This window comes from Nocardia sp. NPDC057272, assembly GCF_042668615.1.
Lineage (GTDB): Bacteria > Actinomycetota > Actinomycetes > Mycobacteriales > Mycobacteriaceae > Nocardia.
Window position 1 is genome coordinate 158,488 of record NZ_JBHUYK010000003.1, and the last position, 20,637, is coordinate 179,124.

15 protein-coding genes are annotated in these 20,637 nt (G+C 68.6%); 10 read left to right on the top strand and 5 right to left on the bottom strand.

What is annotated here, in order from left to right:
* Nucleotides 1–80: 80 nt before the first annotated feature.
* Nucleotides 81–1,436 (bottom strand): hypothetical protein, encoded by a 1,356-nt coding sequence (locus ACFULV_RS06035; protein ID WP_378653593.1) that lies wholly within the window; start codon nt 1,434–1,436, stop codon nt 81–83.
* Nucleotides 1,437–1,604: 168 nt separating this feature from the next.
* Between ACFULV_RS06035 and ACFULV_RS06040 the strand changes: the two genes are divergently transcribed.
* Together ACFULV_RS06040 and ACFULV_RS06045 are read left to right on the top strand one after the other, a co-directional pair.
* Entirely contained in the window at nt 1,605–2,480 is an 876-nt protein-coding gene (locus ACFULV_RS06040) for a 3-hydroxyacyl-CoA dehydrogenase family protein (RefSeq protein WP_378653595.1), read from the top strand.
* A 4-nt stretch (nt 2,481–2,484) separates the two neighbouring features.
* Entirely contained in the window at nt 2,485–3,381 is an 897-nt protein-coding gene (locus ACFULV_RS06045) for a hypothetical protein (RefSeq protein WP_378653598.1), read from the top strand.
* A gap of 106 nt (nt 3,382–3,487) precedes the next feature.
* Here the strand turns inward: ACFULV_RS06045 and ACFULV_RS06050 are convergent, their stop codons facing one another.
* Nucleotides 3,488–3,823, bottom strand: a complete 336-nt coding sequence (locus tag ACFULV_RS06050) for a hypothetical protein (protein WP_378653601.1) — start codon at nt 3,821–3,823, stop codon at nt 3,488–3,490.
* A 122-nt stretch (nt 3,824–3,945) separates the two neighbouring features.
* Here ACFULV_RS06050 and ACFULV_RS06055 point away from each other — a divergent pair, with 122 nt between their 5' ends.
* From ACFULV_RS06055 to ACFULV_RS06070, 4 genes are all read left to right on the top strand, one after another.
* Entirely contained in the window at nt 3,946–6,741 is a 2,796-nt protein-coding gene (locus tag ACFULV_RS06055) for an ATP-binding protein (RefSeq protein WP_378653603.1), read from the top strand.
* A gap of 117 nt (nt 6,742–6,858) precedes the next feature.
* On the top strand, nt 6,859–8,655 hold the full coding sequence (locus ACFULV_RS06060) for an HSP90 family protein (RefSeq protein WP_378653605.1): 1,797 nt from the start codon (nt 6,859–6,861) through the stop codon (nt 8,653–8,655).
* Nucleotides 8,655–11,486, top strand: coding sequence for a hypothetical protein (locus ACFULV_RS06065; RefSeq protein WP_378653608.1), 2,832 nt, complete (start codon nt 8,655–8,657; stop codon nt 11,484–11,486). The genes ACFULV_RS06060 and ACFULV_RS06065 overlap by 1 nt, the downstream gene beginning before the upstream one ends.
* A 30-nt stretch (nt 11,487–11,516) precedes the next feature.
* Nucleotides 11,517–13,244 carry a serine/threonine-protein kinase gene (locus tag ACFULV_RS06070; protein ID WP_378653610.1) on the top strand — a complete coding sequence of 576 codons (1,728 nt, stop codon included), beginning with the start codon at nt 11,517–11,519 and terminating at the stop codon, nt 13,242–13,244.
* 317 nt (nt 13,245–13,561) lie between these two features.
* Here the strand turns inward: ACFULV_RS06070 and ACFULV_RS06075 are convergent, their stop codons facing one another.
* Nucleotides 13,562–14,179: a TetR/AcrR family transcriptional regulator gene (locus ACFULV_RS06075; RefSeq protein WP_378634743.1), complete on the bottom strand. Its 618-nt coding sequence runs from the start codon at nt 14,177–14,179 to the stop codon at nt 13,562–13,564.
* A gap of 83 nt (nt 14,180–14,262) precedes the next feature.
* Between ACFULV_RS06075 and ACFULV_RS06080 the strand changes: the two genes are divergently transcribed.
* Genes ACFULV_RS06080 through ACFULV_RS06090 form a run of 3 tightly spaced genes read left to right on the top strand, consistent with a single transcriptional unit; the run spans nt 14,263 to nt 16,313 of the window.
* Complete coding sequence (locus ACFULV_RS06080; RefSeq protein ID WP_378634746.1) at nt 14,263–15,042, top strand: hypothetical protein; 780 nt, start codon at nt 14,263–14,265, stop codon at nt 15,040–15,042.
* 30 nt (nt 15,043–15,072) lie between these two features.
* On the top strand, nt 15,073–15,243 hold the full coding sequence (locus ACFULV_RS06085; RefSeq protein WP_082844323.1) for a DUF2613 domain-containing protein: 171 nt from the start codon (nt 15,073–15,075) through the stop codon (nt 15,241–15,243).
* Complete coding sequence (locus tag ACFULV_RS06090) at nt 15,240–16,313, top strand: DUF3068 domain-containing protein (protein WP_378653613.1); 1,074 nt, start codon at nt 15,240–15,242, stop codon at nt 16,311–16,313. Before ACFULV_RS06085 ends, ACFULV_RS06090 begins: the two co-directional genes overlap by 4 nt.
* Nucleotides 16,314–16,410: 97 nt before the next feature.
* On the opposite strand, the gene ACFULV_RS06095 is transcribed toward ACFULV_RS06090, so the two are convergent.
* Both ACFULV_RS06095 and ACFULV_RS06100 read right to left on the bottom strand, forming a co-directional pair.
* Complete coding sequence (locus tag ACFULV_RS06095; protein ID WP_378653616.1) at nt 16,411–17,553, bottom strand: RNA polymerase sigma factor; 1,143 nt, start codon at nt 17,551–17,553, stop codon at nt 16,411–16,413.
* Nucleotides 17,550–17,957 carry a YciI family protein gene (locus ACFULV_RS06100; protein ID WP_378634754.1) on the bottom strand — a complete coding sequence of 136 codons (408 nt, stop codon included), beginning with the start codon at nt 17,955–17,957 and terminating at the stop codon, nt 17,550–17,552. The genes ACFULV_RS06095 and ACFULV_RS06100 overlap by 4 nt, the downstream gene beginning before the upstream one ends.
* A 188-nt stretch (nt 17,958–18,145) precedes the next feature.
* Between ACFULV_RS06100 and lon the strand changes: the two genes are divergently transcribed.
* Nucleotides 18,146–20,632, top strand: coding sequence for an endopeptidase La (gene lon, locus ACFULV_RS06105; RefSeq protein ID WP_378653619.1), 2,487 nt, complete (start codon nt 18,146–18,148; stop codon nt 20,630–20,632).
* The last annotated feature ends 5 nt before the right edge of the window (nt 20,633–20,637 follow it).

Sequence of the window (20,637 nt, forward strand, 5' to 3'; positions counted from 1 at the left end):
TGGCGCGACCCGGTACCGGTGCGCCGTCGTCACCAAGAGTCGCAGCGACCGTCAAAAAATGCAAGCACGCGTGCTTGTTATTACCAGCCGAAGGTCAGCAGGTGGAGCGCGCCGACGCCGATGCCGAGCGCCCCGCCGTGTAGATACAGCAACCACGCGTCCTGTTCGACCGACGCGTAGAACATCTCCATGAACTCGCCGGGCGTCAAGGTCCGCAGTTTGCGCGCCGCGAAGTCGTCGATCTTCTTCGCCTGTTCCAGCACGAACTGCTCGTCCTCGATCATCGTGCGCGCCGAGACCAGCCCGGCGCCCGCACCCGAGACCGCCAGATTCTCGAACTGCTTCTTACCGAGTGCGGCCCGCACCATGAACGCGGTCGCGCCGAGCTGCTTGTGGATCTCCTCCGACACCACCCGCTCGATGAGCTGACGAGTCTTGTCCCCGTTCGGCCCTTCCAGGAGCTCGACGGACAGGTTCTCCACGGTCAGCACCTGGTAGGCCAGGATGTGGGCGAGGTCGGTGGCGGCCTGTGGCTGACGCTTGGCCAGCAGCGCCTGACGCCACAGATACTTGTAGCGCGGCTGCGGATCGCCGGGTTCGAACACCATCTTGATCGCGATCACGTTCACCGTCACGCCGATCATGGCCGACGCGAACAGCACGATCACCCAGGCCGGGATCGCGCCGAAGTACGGGATCTTCGAGTGCACATGCAGGTAGAGCGCCAGGATCAAGCCGAAGGGGGCACCGAGCAGACCGATCCGCGCCATGAACTTGAGCTCGGGCGCGGCGATGGTGGTGGTCAGATCCTTCAGGATGGCCGGGTTCTTCTCCAGGTACCGGATCACGAAGTTCTTCACGTCGAGCAGCTGGTCGATATTGTCGCCCAGGCTCTCGAACGCGCGCCGGCACAGCGCGGGCAACTGCCGGTCGACCCGCTGGTAGATGGCCTGTTTCACGGGTCTGGGCAGCGAGCGCCACAGGTCGGGGTTCTCCCGGTACATGATCTCGTCGACGATCGGCTGCACCTGGTCGCGCGCCCGTTCGGCGAGATAGTCGCCGATCCCGTCGAGGTCGAGTTCATGGATGAAGTCGCGTGGGCTGCCGATCCGCAACAGCGCCGAGTCGACGCAGATGCTCGCCATCTTCTCCGCGCGTGCCGGGATGAAGCCCTGGAAACCGAGCATGCGCCCGTCACCGGAGAACGTGGGCAGCACCTGCACGCGCCGCGGTAGGTACGGGTACAGCACGTGCAGCATCGGCACCCGGAAGCCTTTGAAGTACAGCGGCCAGAACAGCATCAGCACGCCGGTCCAGTTGGTGAGCCAACCGGCGAGCGCGCTGAAGATGGGGAAACTGATCAGCTCGACGACGAACTTCGACTGCCCCGTCAGCTCTTCCCAATCGATGAAGAGTCCGGAGGCCAGTGTGGTCATCGAGGAGCCCCCTAGTGCTGACGCGCGAAATACGTGAAGAACGTGAGGATAAGGCAATCACATTCTGACCGGTCGTGACGGGGTGTCAACGCAAGTCGGCGCTACGCTGACAAGGCTGTTGTCTGCGTCACTGAGTTCTTCCCCGTCGCCTGTGCAAAGGGAGTCGCTGTGAGCAATGTTCCGAAGAATCATTTCGAGCGTCCGGTCGCGGTGATCGGTGGTGGCACCCTGGGCAGACGGATCGCCCTGATGTTCGCCACCAGGGGCGGCGAGGTCCGCATCATCGATCCCGCCGGCGAGGTCGGCAATGCGGCTGTGGCCTTCGTGGAGAAACAGCTGCCCGAGGTGGCCGCCACGGTGCCAGACGGCAAGCCGGGCACCGCGGAGTATGTGCCCGATCAGGCGATCGGGGTGAAGGGCGCGTGGCTGGTGGTCGAGGCGGTGCCGGAGATCCTCGACCTGAAGAAGAAGGTCTTCGCCCAGCTCGACGCCGATGCCGATGCCGATGCGATCGTCGCCTCGAACTCGTCGTCGTACGCGAGCCGGTTGTTCACCGAGGGTTTGAAGACCAACGACCGGATGCTCAACACCCATTTCTATATGCCGCCGCAGTCGACGGTGCTCGACGTGATGTCGGACGGTCACACGTCCCGAGACGTCCTCGACTTCGTCCTGAAGACCTTCCCGGAGTACGGCCTGCACCCGTACCTGGTGCGCAAGGAGTCGACCGGCTTCATCTTCAACCGCATCTGGGCCGCCATCAAGCGCGAGTCGCTCGAGGTGGTTCACGAGGGTGTGTCGATTCCCCATGATGTCGACGAGATGTTCATGCGGAATTTCGGCACCAAGGCGGGTCCGTTCCGGATGATGGACCAGGTGGGCCTGGATGTGGTGCTCGATATCGAGGAGCACTACGAGCAGGAGAACCCGAACCTGCCGAAGGGTCCGGTCGAGCTGCTGAAGAAATATGTCGACGCGGGCAAACTCGGAGTGAAGTCGGGTGAGGGTTTCTACGACGACTACCCGAAGCCGAAGCAGGGCTGAGCCCGTGACCGAGATAGTGGCGTTGGACCTCAAAGCAGGTGCGATGCACGCCATTTCGCTGGACGGCAAACACGTGCGCACCGTGGTCGACGGCCTCGATCGATTTCCCGACGGTGTCGTCGTCGACAAATTGCGTGGCCATATCTATTGGACCAACATGGGCACCCCCGACGCGCGGCCGGAGCCGGGTGTCGAACCGGAGTTCTTCTCCCGCAACGGTTCCATCGAACGGGTCGACCTCGACGGCGGCAACCGCACCACGATCGTCCCGATCGGCGCCTTCACCACCGGCAAACAGCTCGCCGCCGATGTCGAAGGGGGCAGGCTGTATTGGTGTGATCGCGAGGGCATGCAGGTTCTCACCTGTGATCTGAACGGTGACGACCTGCACGCCCTCGTGGTGACCGGCGAGGGCGATGCCGACGCCTACCTCCCGCGCAACTGGTGCGTCGGCATCTGCCTCGACCTCGACCGCCGCCTGCTCTACTGGACTCAGAAGGGCGCGGCCAAGGGCGGCGAGGGCCGGATCTTCCGCACTCGGATGGATCTGCCCCCCGGCGCGGATCCTGCCGCCCGCACCGATATCGAGCTGCTCTGGGAGAACCTGCCCGAGCCGATCGATGTCGAACTCCACGGTGTCGGCGATCTCGTCTGGACCGACCGCGGTGCCGCCCCCCACGGCAACGCGCTGTACGAGGCCAAGGTCCAGCCGGAGGTCGGCACCCCGGCGATCATCTCCACCGGCTACCGCGAGGCGATCGGCGTCACCGGTTTCGATTCCCGCTTCTATGTGAGCGATCTCGGCGGCACGATCCGCCTGGTCGACGTCGGCACCGGTACCGATACCGACCTGGTCCGGATCGGCAGCCCGCTCACCGGTATTGCGCTGGCCGACCTGTAGCGCCGCGGTTCCCGCTCGGGGGCGGGAACCGCCGGCCGCAGGACGGCTTGCACGGCGAGGCCGACACACCGGCCGACGGGCATCCGGCTGCCCAGCACGATCAGGTTCATGACACTGCCGCCCTGGCGTAGATGGCGGCCCGGTCGTGGTGGGTGAGTACCGGGCAGATCTCCACCCGGTCGGGACCGGGCAGCAGCGCGGGGTCCTCCCCCGGCAGCAGTTCGGTGGCCAGGATCGCCTCGCGCACCGCGTGCAGGGCTTCCTCGGTCTCGGCGATGCCGATCACGATTCCGGAGCCGTCGGCGCGGCGCAGTTCGTAGAAGTCGAGCAGCCCCGGCACTCCCGCGACGGCGGGCTCGATGCGGTTGGCATTGGCGAAGTCGACGGCGGCGAGTTCGGTCGCCGTGCGTGGCTGGTCGAACCAGACGACATGTGCGTACATGATTTCATCTCCTGAACTGGGGGAATCGGATAGATCAAGCGTCGCGCCGAACGGCGTCGCGCGGATCAGTGCCGGTACGTATTCGCAGTACTGAACTCGCGCCCGCGCGAGATACTGATGCGGTGCAGACTCCGGCCGTCGGACGGCATGAGGAGATCGCCCGCCTGCGCGCCGCCGTCATGGCCGCGGCCTCGGGTGCGGGCAGATTCGTGCTGGTCAGCGGTACGGCGGGGATCGGCAAATCGTGGTTGGCCGAGCATGTCGGCACGCTGGCCGCCGAGGCGGGATTGCGGGTTGCCCGCGGCAGTGCCCTCGACGACGCGGGGATGCCGCCGCTGTGGCCGTGGCGCCGGGCCGCGCGCGAGCTCCCCGAACTGGCCGCTGCCCTCGACACTGTCACCGAACCCGGTGGCGGGCCCGCCGCCCAGCGCTTCCGGATGTTCACCGAGGTCGCCGATGTCCTCGTCGGGGCCGCCGCGCCGTCGGGTTTGCTGCTGGTGCTCGAGGATCTGCACTGGTCCGATCCCACGTCGCTGGCGCTGCTCACCCACGTGGCGACCGAAACGCCGCACACCAAGGTGCTCATCGTCGCCACCGCCCGCGAACCGATGGGCGAAACCCTGCTCGCCGACCAGCCCGACTGGCTGCGCCTACCCCACTTCCAATCCCTGCCCGTACCAGGACTTTCCGAACACGAGGTCCGCTACTGGCTCGAACAGCGCGGCCTCACCCCGGATCTCGCGCACCGCGTGCACGAACGCACCGGCGGTACTCCCCTGCTGGTCCGCCTGGTCATCGATGCCGACATGGGCACCGGCGAGGACCCACTCCTGTCGGTCCCCGGAATCCGTCGCCTGATCCTCGCCCAGCTCGACCGTATCGATCCCATGGCCATCGAGGTTCTCGGTGCGGCGAGCGTGCTCGGCGAACGCATCGATACCGAATTGCTGGCGCAGGTCTACGGATCGGTGCTGCTGCCGGAGGCCGTTCCGGCTTCCGATGCGGTGACGGTGGCCCTCGATGCGGCATCCGCGGCCGGAATCGTCCGTCGTTTCGCCGACGACACAACGGGTTTCACACACGCTTTGGTACGCGATGCCGTGTACGCCGACCTCGCCCCCTCGCGGCGAGCGGCCTGTCACCGTGCGGCAGCTGAGGTACTGAGTGGGCGAGGTGGCCCGGATTCGGCGGTGGCGGGGGCGATCGCGACCCACTGGCGGCAGGCGAGCGGCTGTGCGGACTCGCCGTCAGGTCGCCATTGGTCTCGCCGGGCCGCACGATCGGCCCGCGCGAGTGCCGCCTATGCCGAGGCAATCCGATTCGGGCAGTGGGCCATCGATGCCGCGGGCGTCACCGCGTCCGATGCCGAGCGCGCCGAGCTGCTGATCGAGCTGGCGCGCGACGAGTTCGCCGCCGGTTGGGTGGCTACGAGCCTCGACCACTGCGTCGAGGCGGGCGCGTCGGCCGAACGAGCAGACCGCCCCGACCTGCTCGCGGAAGCCGGCCTGGTGGTGCAGGGCGTCACCACCCCGACCGTGATGACGCAACTGGATACGCTCTGCGGCAAGGCATTACGACTGCTCGAACCCGAGAAGCATCCCGACCTGATCGCCCGCATCCTCGCGCAGCGCGCCCTGTCGGCCGCCGACCGCGGCGCGGGTGCGCGGGCCAGGGAACTCTCCGACCGGGCCATGCGCGCCGCCGAACGGTCCACCGATCCCGACGTCGTCCTCGACGCGATCCACGCCCGCCACCTCTCTCTCGCGGCCGTGGACTTCCTGGCGGAGCGAACGGCGCTCGCGGCCAAGGCGATCGAGATCGCGGCCGACGCCGAGCAGCCGCTGGCACAACTCTGGGGATACGTGTGGACAGCCGACGCGGCCCTGCAACGCGGCGACCTGCTCGCCTTCGACAACGCCCTCGACCACATCGAACTCCTCGCCGACCGCCGCCGCCTCCCGATCGCCCGCTGGCACCTGTTGCGCCTGCGGGCCACCCGCGCGGCCCTGGTCGGCGACTTCCCCGCCGCCCTCGCCTGCGACACCGCCGCCCACGAACTGGCGGTCGGCATCGGCGACTACTCCCTCGCCGGCCTGCACCACGCCTTCCGTGGCATGTACGCCGTGATCGTCGGTCATATCGACCGCGACGAGCTCACCGCGGCGCTGGCTTCGCTGGCCTTCGCCCCGAAGATCACGATCGCCCAGCTGTTCGCCCCGATGCTGCACGCGATGGCAGGCGATCTCGAGGAGGCGAAGGCCCTGTTCGCGCCGTTCCGCCTGCTGCCCGACACCCTCGAGATCGGCCCGCGCTGGTCCGGCACGGTGTATTCGGTGGGCATCGTGGCCGAATTCCTCGACGACGCCGAGACGGCCGACCGCGTCTTCCGGGCCTTCCGCGGCCGCGAACACCACTACGCCGCCGACGGCACGGGTGCGCTCATCTGTGTGGGTTCGATCGCGCGGATCCGCGCCGACAACGCCCGCGTCGCAGGCCATCTCGACGCCGCCGTCGACCTCTACCACCAGGGCCTGACGATGGACACCGCGATCGGGGCCCGCCCCTTCGTCGCCCTCGGCCACCTCGGCCTGGCCCGCACCCTCTTCGCCCGTGGCGACCTCCCCGCCGCCCGCGAAGCCGCCGACCGGGCCGCCGCCGCCTTCCGCCGCCTCGATATGCCACACCGCCTGCGCGCGGCTGACGCCCTGCTCGCCGGCATCGCCACCGCCACCCGCACCGCCGACCCACTGACCCGCCGCGAACGCGAAGTGCACGACCTCGTCGCCACCGGCCTCACCAACCGGGAAATCGCGACCCACCTGGTCCTTTCCGAGCGCACGGTGGAAACCCACGTCCGCAACATCCTCGCCAAACTCGCCGTCACCAACCGCACCGAGCTCACCCGAGGTTCCCACTGACCGAACCCCGGCCGTCGCGTTCCCGGCGGAGCAGAGCGCGAAGAACTGCGGCGCCAGCCGCCGGAGATCCAGTTACAGTGACCCAGCGGATGGTCAGCGTTTTGGGAGGGAACCCCGGTGGAGCAGGTATTCCAGGTCGACTTGCGGGGCATCGTCGACCTGCTCAGCCATCACCTGTACGGCAGTCCACGGGTCTACGTCCGCGAGTTGCTGCAGAACGCGGTCGACGCCATCACCGCCCGCCACGCCCTCGACCCACAGGCTCGCGCGCAGGTGAGGATCGAGACGCCCGCGAGCACCGGTGACGGCACCATCCGTGTCCATGACAGCGGTGTCGGCCTGACCGAGGCCGAGGTGCACACCTTCCTCGCCACGATCGGCCGCAGCGGCAAGCGCGACGACCTCGGCTTCGCCCGGCACGAGTTCCTCGGCCAGTTCGGCATCGGCCTGCTGTCGTGCTTCCTGGTCGCGGACGAGGCCGAGGTTCTCACCCGGTCCGCGCGCGGCGGCCCGACCGTGCGCTGGACCGGTTTCGCCGACGGCCGCTACCGCGTCGAGCCCGCCGCGCGGGAACGCGACGAACCCGGCACCACCGTGATCCTCGCGCCCCGCCGCGGCGCCGAGCAGTGGCTCACTCCGACGACCGTCGTGGAGCTGGCGCGGCTGTTCGGTAGCCTGCTGCCGTTCGAGGTCACCGTCGACGGTCAGCCGATCACCGAGCCCGAAGTCCCGTGGCGCGCAACCCACCCCACCCCTTCGGACCGCACGAACGCGCTCGCCGCGTACGCCGAGGACACCTTCGGCTTCACCCCGTTCGCCACCTTCGACCTCGCGTGCGCCGAATCCGGTGTCAGCGGTGTGGCTTTCGTGCTTCCGCAGCCGGTCAACCCGGCGGCGAAGGCCGGACACCGCGTGTATCTGAAGCGAATGCTGCTGGCGGAGAGCGTCACCGGCCTGCTGCCCGACTGGGCCTTCTTCGTCCGCTGCGTGGTCGACACCACCGAGCTGCGCCCCACCGCGAGCCGCGAAGCCCTCTACGAGGACGACCTGCTGGAGAGCACGAGGGAAGCGCTCGGCGGCCGGATCAGGGACTGGCTGGTGGAACTGTCCACCTCCGACCCGTCCGCGCTGCACCGGTTCCTGCGCATTCACGATCTCGGCGTGAAGGCCCTCGCCCTGCACGACGACGACATGTTGCGCCTGGTCGACCGCTGGTTGCCGGTGGAGACCAACGCGGGCCAGATCCCGCTCGCCGAATTCCGCCGCCGTTTCGGCGAGGTCCGCTACACCCCGTCGGTGGAGGAGTTCCGCCAGCTCGCCGCGGTGGCGAGCGCCGCGGGCATCGGCCTGGTGAACGGCGGCTACTCCTACATCACCGATATTCTCGAGCGCTTGCCCGCGATCGATCCCGAGATCCGGGTGCGCCGTTTGGATCCCGCCGAATTGGCCACCCATTTCGACCTCGTCGATCCGGCGACCGAGCTGGCGCTTCGGCCCTTCCTGACCACCGCCCAGCGGGTGCTCGACCGCCTCGAATGTGAAGTGGTACTGCGCACTTTCGATCCGCCGTCGCTGGCCGCGCTGTATCTGCTCGACCGCGATGCCCAGCATCGCGCCGAACTGCGCGCCACCCGCGAGGTCGCCGACGAACTGTGGGCCGATGTTCTGGGCGCCTTCGATACCGACCAGGCGGGCGACCGTCCGCAGCTCGTGCTCAACTACCGGAATCCGCTGGTACGCCGCATCACCGGGCTCGCCGACGCCCGTTTGGTCACCACGGCGGTCGAGGCGCTCTACAGTCAGGCGCTGCTGCTGGGCCAGCACCCGATGCGGCCGGTCGACACCGCGCTGCTGAACAAATCATTCGTCGGGTTGCTCGACTGGGCGGTTCACGATCCCCGGGGAGAGCTCTGATGTCCGACGCCAACACCCCCGACGACCTGCAACGGCTGCTGTTCCAGGCCTACGACATGCCCTACGGTGACGCCAAAGACGCACTGCTGGAACAGGTGCTGCGGCACGCGGAGGCGGGCGCGCACACCGAGCTCGCGTTCCACGTGCGCATGGCGATGGTCGACGCGTACGGCCACGGGATGAGCCCGGCCAAATTGTTCGTCCCGTTCGCCCGCTGCCTGGCCGAATACGATCGCGACCCCGGTGCCCACGAGTCGTGGGTGGCGCCGTCGCTGCGATGGAAGTTCAAGACCGCGGTGGGCGCGATGACGAAATTCCCCGAGGTACCGATGGATCGGGCGCTGGCTGCCCTCGATCAGATGGAACGGCGCTATCGGGTCGAGGGTCAGAGCCTGAACGCGGTGTACGGCCGTCGGCATCGGGTGGCGGTTCACATCGGCGATCTCGACGCGGCCGCCGCGTGGTACGAAAGGTGGTGCACCACACCGCGTGACGAGAACTCCGATTGTGAAGGCTGTGACCCCACCAACCGGGTCGCCTGGCTGGCGAGCCAGGGCCGCGACATCGAAGCCGTCGAGCTGGCCGCTCCGGTCCTCGCTGGTGAACTCGGCTGTTCCGAGCAACCGCAGCTCATCCTGACCGAACTGCTGCTGCCCTACCTGCGCACCGGTCAGCTCGACGAGGCGCGCAGCGCGCACCGCCGCTCCTACCGCCTGCTGCGCACCAAGCCGCAGGACCTCGCCGCGATCGGCGACCACCTCGAGTTCTGCGCGCTGTCGGGCAATCAGGTGCGCGGCCTGGAACTGCTCGACCGCCATTTCTCCTGGCTCGATCGCGCGCCGAGCCCGAAGGACGCGCTCGCCTTCCTGACCTGCGCGGCGCTGCTCCTGCGCACCCTCGTCGATGCGGGCAACGGTGATACGTTGCTCCGCCGCCCGGCCGCCGCCGATCGCCCCGCCGCCGAATCCACCGCGCGCGCGATGCTGGTGGAGCTCACCGACGAGGCACTGGCCATCGCCGCCCGCTTCGATCACCGCAACGGCACCGACCACCAGACGGCGTCGGTCCACCAGAAGCTGGCGAGCCGGCCGATCGTCGACTACCTGCCGCTGTCCGCGGCCGCCGCGCACCGGGTACCGGTCGAGCGGGGTCCGGCGGCCGCGGCTGTCGAGATCCCCGAGCTCACCACCCTCGAACTGATCGAACGCGCGGAACAGGCGACCACACAGCACGCGCACGCCGAGATACGGTCCCTGGCAGAGCGGTTGGCGGCCGGGCCGGAGCCGGGCGATCCGAGTCTGGCCGGGCGGCGCGCCTCCGTGCTGGCCGGCGCGGCCTTGCGGACGACCGATCACGATCATGCCGAATCGCTGTTACGCCGGGCGGCAGAGTTATTCGCCGCGACAGGCGAGCAGGATCGCCGTCAATCCGACCTGGGCCGGCTCGGGCTGCTCCTCAGTAGGCACGGCGATGTGGCGGAAGCTGTCGGCCTGCTGCGCGATTCCCTGTCGCACCTGGGGAATTCGCCGGAACCGCGGACGAGAGCGGCTGCGACGCTGAGGCTTTCCGGCGGCATGTTCGCACTGTTCGATCGCGGCGAGCTGTCCGAGGACGATGCCGCCGAGCTACCGGCGTTGCTCGACCGGGCCGCGGCCGACGCCGCCGCGGCGGGCGAGGACAGCCTGCTCGGTGATGTCGCCCGGCACCGAATGTATTTGCACCAGAACAATGCTGAACTCGCCGACGCGGCAGCGGCAGGACAGGAAGCCCTCGCGGCGTATCGCCGGACCGGTCAGGCGTGGCGGGTAGCCGATGTGGCCCAGTACCTTTCCGGAATTCACCTCGACGCGGGCGATTCGACCGCGGCGCTGGAGATGATCGATGAGGCGGTTCGGTTGGTCGACGCCGACCTCCCCGATAGCGTGCGCCTCATCGTGCACGCCCGGCGCGGTGCCCTGCTCATCCACCTGAACAGGCACGAGGAGGCAGTCAGCGAGCTGTTGACCGCCATCGCGGTCGGTATCGCGGCAGGTAGTTCGCAGGTGCCGTACGTGCAATGGGATCTGGCTGTCGCCTACCGCGCCGTCGGCCAGTTGCTCGACGCCGCCGACCAGGCCGAAGAGGCGATCGCCGGGCTGGAGCGCGCCGGGGCCCCCGAGCAGGCCAGGACCTGCCGCTTCCTGCTGGTCGATCTGCATCGCCGGCTGGATGAGGACGAACAGGCACTCACCGTCCTCGACGAGATCATCGAATTCGACCGTGCCACCGGCAATTTCGGCGGCGAATCCCATGCCCTCGTCGAGACCGCCGATCTGCTCGACGTGCTCGATCGCGATGCCGAGGCCGCCGAACGCTACGCGCTGGCCGCCGAGGTCGCCGAGAGATTCGGTGATCCGGTGCGCGTCGCCTACTGCCGCTACAGCGCCGCGCTGTCGCTGCACTGGACCGGCGATTCCGCCGCCGCGATCACGGCCGTCACGGCCTCCGACGAAGCGATCGCGACGCTCGCCACCGCCCACCCGGACACCGAACTGCTCACCTGGCACACAGCCCGGCACAACCACAACGCCGCCCGGATCCTGCGTCGCGCGCAACGCCCCGACGAGGCCCTTCCGCGCGCAGACGCCGCCGCGGCGGGCTTCCGCGCCATCGAGGCAGGCGACCAGGCCATCCGTTCCGACTACGAGCGCGCCGTACTCCTCATCGAGCTGAACCGCCCCACCGAAGCCGAGAAGATCCTCACCGAGGCCGTCGCGGAATTGGCCGACGACCACGCCGCCAAGCCGATGCTGTCGGAACTGCTGGCCGAGACCCGAGCCCAGCTCGCCTGACGCGCCCCTGATCCGAAGGAACCACCCGCGATGCAACCGCTCGACCCGAACGATCCTCGGCGGATCGGCGACTACCGACTGCTGGGCGTGCTGGGTGCCGGGGGCATGGGCAAGGTGTATCTGGGCCGGAATCCGGGCGGGCGCACGGTCGCAGTGAAGGTGATCCGCCCGGATCTGATCGATGCGGAGTTCCGTGCGAGGTTCCGTCGTGAGGTCGCGGCGGCTCAGCGCGTCGGCGGCGCCTACACCGCGCCGGTGCTCGACGCCGATGTCGATGCGCGGGCGCCGTGGCTGGCCACCGGCTATGTCGCCGGGATCTCGTTGACCGACGCGGTAACCCAGTTCGGGCCGTTCGCCGAGCCCACGCTGCTGGCGTTGGCACACGGGCTCGCCGAAGCGCTCGTGGCGGTGCACGCGGCAGGCATCGTGCACCGCGACCTGAAGCCCTCGAACGTGATGCTCGCGATCGACGGCCCCAAGGTGATCGATTTCGGCATTGCCAGGGTGATCGCGGATTCCGCCCTCACCACCACCGGAAAGTTCCTCGGCTCACCCGGTTTCATGTGTCCCGAACAGGTGAGCGGCGAAACACTCAGTCCCGCCTGCGATGTCTTCGCCCTCGGCGGCGTCCTCACCTTCGCCGCCGCGGGTCACGGCCCCTTCGGCACGGCCGAGGTGATGCAGATGCTCTGGCGCATCGTGTACGAGGAACCCCGTCTCGAGGCTCTTCCTTCCGCCCTGCGACCGCTCGTCTCGTCCTGCTTGGCCAAAGACCCCGCTGCCAGACCGACCCCGGAACAGGTCCTTTCGGAACTGGCCCACATCGGCACTGCCGAACGAACCGGTTGGCTGCCGCCACAAGTCGTCGCGCACATCAGTACCAGCGCCGTCCGGCTGCTCGACCTGGATTTCGATCGTGCCGACCCACCCGGCGCATCGCAGCTCGATGCCGCCGCGATTTCCGCACCAGGCTGGTCGACCGGCACTTCGGTACCGAACCTGCCGGCCGCGAACCCGGCGCAGGTCTCTCCGACCGGCTCCTCGAGACCGCACGGACCGACCGTCACCAGCGGATCGCCGCCGACTCCCTATGGACAGCCCGGCGAATTCACCCCGCCGCCCTTTGTGGTCGCGCACAATTCCGCCGAGACGTTCACCGGTCGCCCGCCGCCCGCGCCGGCACGTGCCACCGCGTCGCGACGAACCCGGACTCTGCTGATCGCCGCGTCCACAATGGTGGCGGTGGCGGTGGCGGGTGGCGCCTATCTGATCGGGACCCAACTGAATGCCGGGTCCACCGGCGGTACCGGATCGAGCACCACCGCCGCCTCGACCTCCGTCGCTTCGAGCTCGACCGAGACCGCCCCCAGCTCGACCGAGACCGTCCCCAGCTCGACTGCCACCGGATCGGGCGCGGCCTCCGTCCCGGCCGAGTTCGTCGGCACCTGGAAGGGCCGTGCCGCCGACGGCCTGGTCCAGTTCGACATCGAACTCACCATCGCCGCCGGTGCGGTCGGTCAGGAACTCGCGACCTCGGCCAACACCGGCGCCGTGTCCCGCGACCGCTGTGGCCGTGCGGAAACCCTCACCGAGGCCACCGCGCAGCGCCTCACCTTCCGGGCCAGACTCACCGCTGGTAGCGGATGCTTCGACGAGGGGGCTACCTCGACGGTCACTCTGCAACCCGACGGCACGCTGGCCTATCGAACCCCGGGTGTCCTCGGTGGCACCATCGCCGGCACCCTGCGGAAGGGCTGACGATGCGCTCCGACCGAACTGGAACAGGTTGCTACCGGATAGCCCGCGATGCCCACGGCGCAGGTGCACCCGGTCGTTTGTCCAGTAGCAAACCTCTACGTGAAACGCGGTGTCGCGCCGCTGACGGGCCGCGCTGTCAATCCATACCCGCAGGTAACGTCGGTCTCGCAAACTCTCCCGTTGCGATCTGGGTCACTAATATGTCAAACTCTCGCCCACACTGTGAAGCCAGTCGGTCTCACAATGTCGGGAAAGGGAGTCGATTGAGCGGGCGGCAGGTGAGCAGAGTTGCCACCGCCTCGAAGGCTGCCCTGATGTCAGTCGAACGTGACCAGCGCCAGGGCCGCGCCGGTGAGCAGATCGACCAGCTCGTCGACGGGCGGACGCGACTCGCGCAGCAGCCATTCGTGCGCCACACCGGTGACCGCGCCCGTGATCAGCGCGGTGGTCAGCTCGGCGTCGCCGCGCAGGCGCACCCCCACTCGCTCCAGCGCCCCCTCGATCAGTGCCGACCAGGCGTGCCTGCGGGTCCGGCGATGGGTCTCCATCCGATCGCTCACCCCGACCACCTCGATCAGCGCCACCTGCGCGCGATACGGGTCGGACCCGAGCGACTCCAGGTACGCGCCGAAGCCGGCCCGCAACGCGAGCTGCGGATCGGTCGAGCCGAGCGCGACCAGCGCGGTGCCGACCGCGGCCGCCGCGTCGTCCTGGATCCGGTCGTAGGCCGCTACCAGCACGTCTTCACGAGTTTCGAACTCTTCGTAGAACTGCCGCTTGGACAGCCCGGCTGCCGCGCACACCTCGGCGAGCGAGCACGTGGCGTAGCCACGTTCCGCGAAGATTTGCGTCGCTGCTTCCAGGAATCGCAGTCGTCGTTCGGCTTTTCGCGCGACGACCGTACGACCCCCATACCGCCTGTCCGCTGTAGTCACCTCTCCAAAGTATCTGAAACCCGGGATAACACTGACCTTTCCGGGTCGCTTCATCTATCCACCGAACAAAGGACGGCCGACCAGTGCTGAGCACCCGAGCATCGCGGACCGCATTGTCCGCCCTCGTACTAGCGGCGGGTGCGGCACTCGTGGCACCCACGCCCACGATGGCTGCCCCGCAGTCCGCCGCGACGCAGCCGAGCGTCCCCGCCATCGCCGAGAACGTCCCCTCCGAGACGCTCGCCGCGCTGGCTCCGACGATCGTAGGCGCGATCTCCGCCCCCGGCCCCATCGCCGACGGCGGACAGGCCGCGATCCTGGCCCAGGCGCGCGTGCTGCTGGCCACCCCCGGCATCCCGGCGCAGGTCAAGGCCACCCTCGAAAAGGTCATCACCTTCCTCGACGGCAGTGGCGGCGGCGGTCCCGAATTGCCGCCTTCGGACGGTCCGCGCATCGCGCAGTTCCTCTACCCGACCATCGGCAAGGGCTGCATCGGCCCGACGTCGGATTCCGTCGGCACCGCGCTGGCGGTCCCCGGCCCGGCGACACTGCCGCCGCCCGGACCGGCCGCGGGCCAGACCGGCTTCGTCTTCACCGCGCTCGGCACGAAGACCGCCACGGTCGTGCAGAATCCGCCGATGACGGTGCAGTGGGTCAACCTCGACAACCGTCGCACCGGTACCCAGCCGCTCACCACCGAGGCGGGCATCAACGCCGACGGCCCGGCCACTCTCACCGCTATCGCCGACACCGGTCCCGGCCGGGTCGCGGCAGTGATCACCGGCTCGCTCACCACGGCCACCGCCGATGGTGACCGCACCTGCTCGTTCGCCCCGACACTCGGTTTCTTCTCCGTCGGCTGAGTCTCGCACCACGCAATTGGAGTTCGATCTATGAAGTTTGTCGTCCCCGGCCTGGTCAGCGGCCTGGCCGGCGCGGTCATCGGGGTGATTGCCGTACTCGGCATCACCGCGGGCGCGCAACAGAATTCGATCCCCGCGCCCGAGGAGTCCGGTGACCCGGGCTCGTCGTTGCTCGGCAACGTGCAGTACGGCTCGCGATGAGCAACGTACGCAGGCTCATCGCCTGCATCCTCGTCGGTCTCGGCGCGCTGCTGCTCGCGGCCGCGGTCATGATTCCCACCTACACGGTCGGCAAGGTCGCCAAGACCCCGCTCGACCTGCGCATCACCACGGTCGCCAAGAGCGTGCCCGGCGAGGAAAGCCTCGTGCTGGACGCGAAGTCGCTCACCGCGACCGAGGGCGCTGCCAAGGTGAACACCAATGTGCCGCTCGTTTCCCAGCGCTTCCTGACGGTCGAGGAGCCCTCCGACGCCGACGAGATGACCGTCCAGGCCGGCCAGACCCTGCGTCGCGACGACCAGGATCCCAAGGACGGCCTGCTCACCGCCTCGGTCGACCGCGTCACCATCGACCGCGTCACCGGCGCGCCGATCGACGCCTCGCCCAACGGTTCGATCGCCGTGGCTCAAGACCCCAAGTCGGGCGCCGCGATCCCCACCGAGTCGCAGCGGCGCGGCCTGCAGTACCGCTTCCCGATCGGCACCGAGAAGAAGTCGTACCCGTACTTCGACCTCAACGCCCGCGCCACCTACGACATCGATTTCATCGAGGAGTCGGAGATCAACGGCGTGCCGGTCTACCACTTCCGGCAGACCATCCCGGTGACGAACATGTGGGACGTCGTCAAGCACCCGTCCCACCAGCTCGCCCTGCCCGCCGCCAAGTGGGGCCTCGAGGGCACCGAGCCGGTCACCATGACGCGCTTCTACACCAACACCCGCGACGTATGGGTGGAGCCGAGGACCGGCGCGGTTCTCAAGGGTGGCGAGAACCTCCACATGTACTACGGCCGTAGCGCCGGGCAGGTGGACGTCAACATCCTGAAGTCGCACCTCGTCTTCGACGAAGAGACCATCGAAGCCCAGATGGCCGTCACCCAGGAGAGCCTCGACAAGCTCGACCTGTACGGCAAGACCCTGCCGATCATCCTGGGCATCCTCGCCGCCATCTTCCTCATCGGTGGCGCGGTCCTCGGATTCCTGAGCTCGGGCTCCACCTCGGGCCGTCCGTTCGATCCCCCGACCGAGCGGATTCGTTCCTCGAACCTGTAAGCCACCTGTCCACAACTCGGCCTCCCCCGGTCCTCAACCCGGGGGAGGCCGAGCTGTTTTGCGGGCCGGTTTCCTCGGTGCCGCGCGGCAATCGGATTCAGGGTCGCGGTAACTGCCGAACCCGGGCCGCCTCGCGAGTGAGATGGTCGCGCTCGAGAACTGTGGTGGCCGCGCGGGCCGCCGCGGCGTACAGGGTCGCGGCCTCTTCGAGTTCGCCCGCCCGTTCGAGGAGGTAGGCCCGGGATGCGCTGTGGCGCGGTAGTTCCGGGTCGAGATCGGCGAGAGCGGCCAGGCCGGCTCGGGGGCCGTCGGCCTCGCCGACCGCGACCGCGCGATTCAGGCGCACCACCGGGCTGTCGGTGAGAAGCAGTAGTTCGTCGTACCACTCCACGATCTGTATCCAGTCCGTTTCGGCGGTGCTCGGCGCGTCCGCGTGCAGGGCCGCGATCGCGGCTTGGGCCTGGTATTCGCCGAGGCGGTCACGGGCCAGCGCGGCTTGCAGGATCGTCACGCCCTCGGCGATAAGGTGTGTGTCCCACCGGGATCGGTCCTGTTCGGCGAGCGGAATCAAGCGCCCGCCCTCGGTGCGCGACGCCCGGCGGGCGTGGTGCAGCAGCATCAGCGCGAGCAGCCCCGAGACCTCGGGTTCGCCGGTCGAGGCGGCGAGCTGACGGGTGAGGCGGATGGCTTCGGCGGCCAGGTCGATGTCGCCGCTGTAGCCCTCGTTGAAGACGAGGTAGAGCACCCGCAGCACCGTTGCCGGATCGCTGGGACGGTCGAGCGGTAAGCCCGTGATCCGCTTCTTGGCCCGGCTGATCCGTTGCGCCATAGTCGATTCCGGAACCAGGTAGGCCGTCGCGATCTGCCGGGTCGTCAGGCCGCCGACCGCACGCAAGGTCAGCGCGACGGCCGAGCCCGGCGACAACGCGGGATGCGCGCACAGGAAATACAGCCACAGCGTGTCGTCCGTGGCGGGCACCGGGCCGGCTTCCGGCTCGGCGTCGACCGCGAATTCCCGCCCACGCCTGGATGTTTCGGCGCGCGTCGCGTCGATGAATTTTCGCCAGGCGACGGCGACGAGCCAGCCTTTCGCATCGCGCGGTGGATCGTCGGGCCAGGTTTCCAGCGCCCGGATCAGCGCTTCCTGTACCGCGTCCTCGGCCGCGGCGAACTCGGCCCCGCGGCGGACGAGGATCCCGATCACCGCGGGGACGAGTTCGCGCACCAGCGCTTCGTTCATTCGGTCACCGTGGGCAATTCCGCGTAGAACGGCCGCAGTTCGAGCCACTCCTGCACCGGCTTCCCGCCCGCCCCCGGTGCCGCGGACAGCTCCCCTGCCAGTTCGAGCGCCCGGTCGTAGGTGTCGACGTCGATGATCATCCAGCCGGCGATCAGGTCCTTGGTCTCCGCGAACGGCCCGTCGGTGACCGGCGGGCGCCCCTCGCCGTCGGAGCGGACGAACGTGCCCTGCGTGGTCAGCGCCTGACTGTCGACGTACTCGCCGGTCGATTGCAGCCGTGTCGCGAAATCCTGCATGTACCGCACGTGCGCGGTCACCTCCTCGGGCGTCCACTGATCCATCGGCACGTCGTTGACGGACGCGGGAGCGCCACGGTAGTGCTTGAGCAGCAGGTACTTGGCCATGATGTTCTCCTCGGTTCGTGTGCTGTGTGGGTTGTACCCCTGGGACGGAGCCACCCACGCGTTCTCGACATCGGCCGCACAAGAATCTCGGCCGATTATTTTCGCCGTGAGTGAACGGCGCCACCTGCAGGAACAAACCGCCGGGGGTCCATGTTGAGTCAGCAAAGCTCAACTTTGGAAGGGTCGACATGACTTCAGCTCAGAACCTGCCGGTGCTGTTCCTGACCGATCCGATCGTGCTGCCGGGCATGGTCGTGCCCATCGAATTGGACGAATCCGCGCAGGCCGCCATCGACGCCGCCCAGGCGGCCAAAACCGGTTCGGTGCTGGTCGCGCCGCGCCTCGACGAGGGCTACGCGTCCTACGGCGTCGTCGCCACCATCGAACAGGTCGGCCGGATGCGCGGCGGCGCGCCCGCCGCCGTGTTGAAGGCCGAGCGCCGCGCTCGGATCGGGCACGGCGTCACCGGGCCGGGCGCCGCGCTGTGGGTGGAGGCCGAACTCGTCGAGGCGGTCGAGCCCGACGAGCGGACCACCGAGCTCGCCGCCGAGTACAAGAAGCTGGTCGTCGCCGTGCTGCAGCGGCGTGAGGCCTGGCAGATCATCGACATCGTCAACCAGCTCGACGACGTAGAGGCCATCGCCGACACCGCGGGCTACGCGCCGTACCTGTCCGATGACCAGAAGCGCGAACTGCTCGAGACCCCCGATGTCGCGGTGCGGCTGACCAAGCAGATCGACTGGATCAAGGACCACATCGCCGAGGTGGAGGTCACCGACAAGATCTCCGAGGACGTCCGCGACGGCATGGAGAAGAGTCAGCGCGAGTTCCTGCTGCGTCAGCAGCTCAACGCCATCCGCAAGGAACTCGGCGAGGACGAACCCGACGGCGCCGACGACTACCGCACCCGCGTGGAGAACGCGGACCTGCCCGAGAACGTGCGCGCCGAGGCGCTGCGCGAGGTCGGCCGGCTGGAGCGCGCCAGCGACCAGAGCCCGGAATCGGGCTGGATCCGTACCTGGCTCGACACCGTGCTCGATCTGCCGTGGACGGTGAAAACCGAGGACAGCACCGATGTCTCGGCCGCTCGTGCGGTGCTCGACGCCGATCACCACGGCCTCGACGAGGTGAAGGACCGGATGGTCGAGTACCTGGCGGTGCGAACGCGGCGGGCCGCGCGCGGTCTCGAGGTCGTGGGTGGACGCGGGTCCGGCGCGGTGCTCGTGCTGGTGGGTCCCCCCGGTGTCGGCAAGACCTCGCTGGGTGAATCGGTCGCAAAGGCTCTGGGCCGCAAGTTCGTTCGTGTCGCCCTCGGCGGCGTGCGCGACGAGGCCGAGATCCGTGGCCACCGTCGCACCTACGTCGGCGCGCTGCCGGGCCGGATCGTGCGTGCGGTGAAGGAGGCGGGTTCGATGAATCCCGTTGTCCTGCTGGACGAGATCGACAAGGTCGGCTCCGACTTCCGTGGTGATCCGGCGGCGGCCCTGCTCGAGGTCCTCGACCCCGCGCAGAACCACACCTTCCGCGACCACTACCTGGATCTGGACCTGGACCTGTCGAATGTCCTGTTCATCGCGACCGCCAACGTCATGGACACCATTCCCGGCCCCCTGCTGGACCGTATGGAGCTCATCACCGTCGACGGCTACACCGAGGCCGACAAGGTGGCGATCGCGCGCGACTTCCTGGTTCCCCGCCAGCTCGAGCGCAACGCGCTGACCGCGGAAGAGGTGTCGATCACCGACGCGGCCCTGCGCGAGATCGCGGCGAACTACACCCGGGAGGCGGGTGTGCGTCAAATGGAGCGCCTGGTGGCAAAAGCCCTGCGCAAGGCGGCGACTCGTCTGGTGACGGGCGACGCCGCGAGCGTCGGCGACGCTACCGTGGACGCCCCGCTCGTCGACAAGGGCGCGCTGGGCGAGGGCGCGGTGCTCGGGTACGACCCCGGACTCGGCTACGACAACGTCATCGACATCGCCGCCGGTCCGCAGCCGGTCGGTCAGGTGACGAGCCTGGTGGTCGACCTCGACAACCTCACCGACTACCTCGGGCGTCCCCGCTTCACCCCGGACTCGATGGAGCGCACCTCCGTCCCGGGCGTGGCGACGGGCCTCGCGGTGACCGGTGCGGGCGGCGATGTCCTCTACATCGAGGCCAACGGCGCCGAGGGCGAGCGTTCTCTCACCCTCACCGGCCAGCTCGGTGACGTGATGAAGGAATCCGCTCAGATCGCGCTCACCTACGTCCGCTCGCACCTGGAGGAGATCGGTATCGAGCCGAAGGTCCTCGACCGCAACATCCACATCCACTTCCCCGCGGGTGCGGTCCCCAAGGACGGCCCTTCGGCAGGCGTCACCATGGTCACCGCCCTGGTGTCGCTGGCCCTCGGTCGCCCGGTCCGCGGCGATGTCGGGATGACCGGCGAGGTCACCCTCAACGGCAGCGTCCTGCCGATCGGCGGCGTGAAGCAGAAGCTGCTCGCCGCTCAGCGAGCCGGCCTGAAGACCGTCTTCATCCCGGCCCGCAACGAACCGGACCTGGACGAAGTCCCGGCGGAAGTGCTGGCCGCCCTGAACGTCCGCCCCGTCGCCGACGTGGCAGACATCCTGGCCTACGCGATCGAGCCGATCGCCGAACCCGCCGCCGACGGCAAGACCTTCGCCGTCAGCGCCTGATCCCC

Excerpts from the sequence above, each read along its gene's own strand:
- ACFULV_RS06100 (WP_378634754.1), bottom strand. The coding sequence starts at position 17,957 with ATGGCCAAGTACCTGCTGCTCAAGCACTACCGTGGCGCTCCCGCGTCC.
- ACFULV_RS06065 (WP_378653608.1), top strand. The coding sequence starts at position 8,655 with ATGTCCGACGCCAACACCCCCGACGACCTGCAACGGCTGCTGTTCCAG.
- lon (WP_378653619.1), top strand. The coding sequence starts at position 18,146 with ATGACTTCAGCTCAGAACCTGCCGGTGCTGTTCCTGACCGATCCGATC.
- ACFULV_RS06085 (WP_082844323.1), top strand. The coding sequence starts at position 15,073 with ATGAAGTTTGTCGTCCCCGGCCTGGTCAGCGGCCTGGCCGGCGCGGTC.
- ACFULV_RS06090 (WP_378653613.1), top strand. The coding sequence starts at position 15,240 with ATGAGCAACGTACGCAGGCTCATCGCCTGCATCCTCGTCGGTCTCGGC.
- ACFULV_RS06050 (WP_378653601.1), bottom strand. The coding sequence starts at position 3,823 with ATGTACGCACATGTCGTCTGGTTCGACCAGCCACGCACGGCGACCGAA.
- ACFULV_RS06035 (WP_378653593.1), bottom strand. The coding sequence starts at position 1,436 with ATGACCACACTGGCCTCCGGACTCTTCATCGATTGGGAAGAGCTGACG.
- ACFULV_RS06070 (WP_378653610.1), top strand. The coding sequence starts at position 11,517 with ATGCAACCGCTCGACCCGAACGATCCTCGGCGGATCGGCGACTACCGA.
- ACFULV_RS06095 (WP_378653616.1), bottom strand. The coding sequence starts at position 17,553 with ATGAACGAAGCGCTGGTGCGCGAACTCGTCCCCGCGGTGATCGGGATC.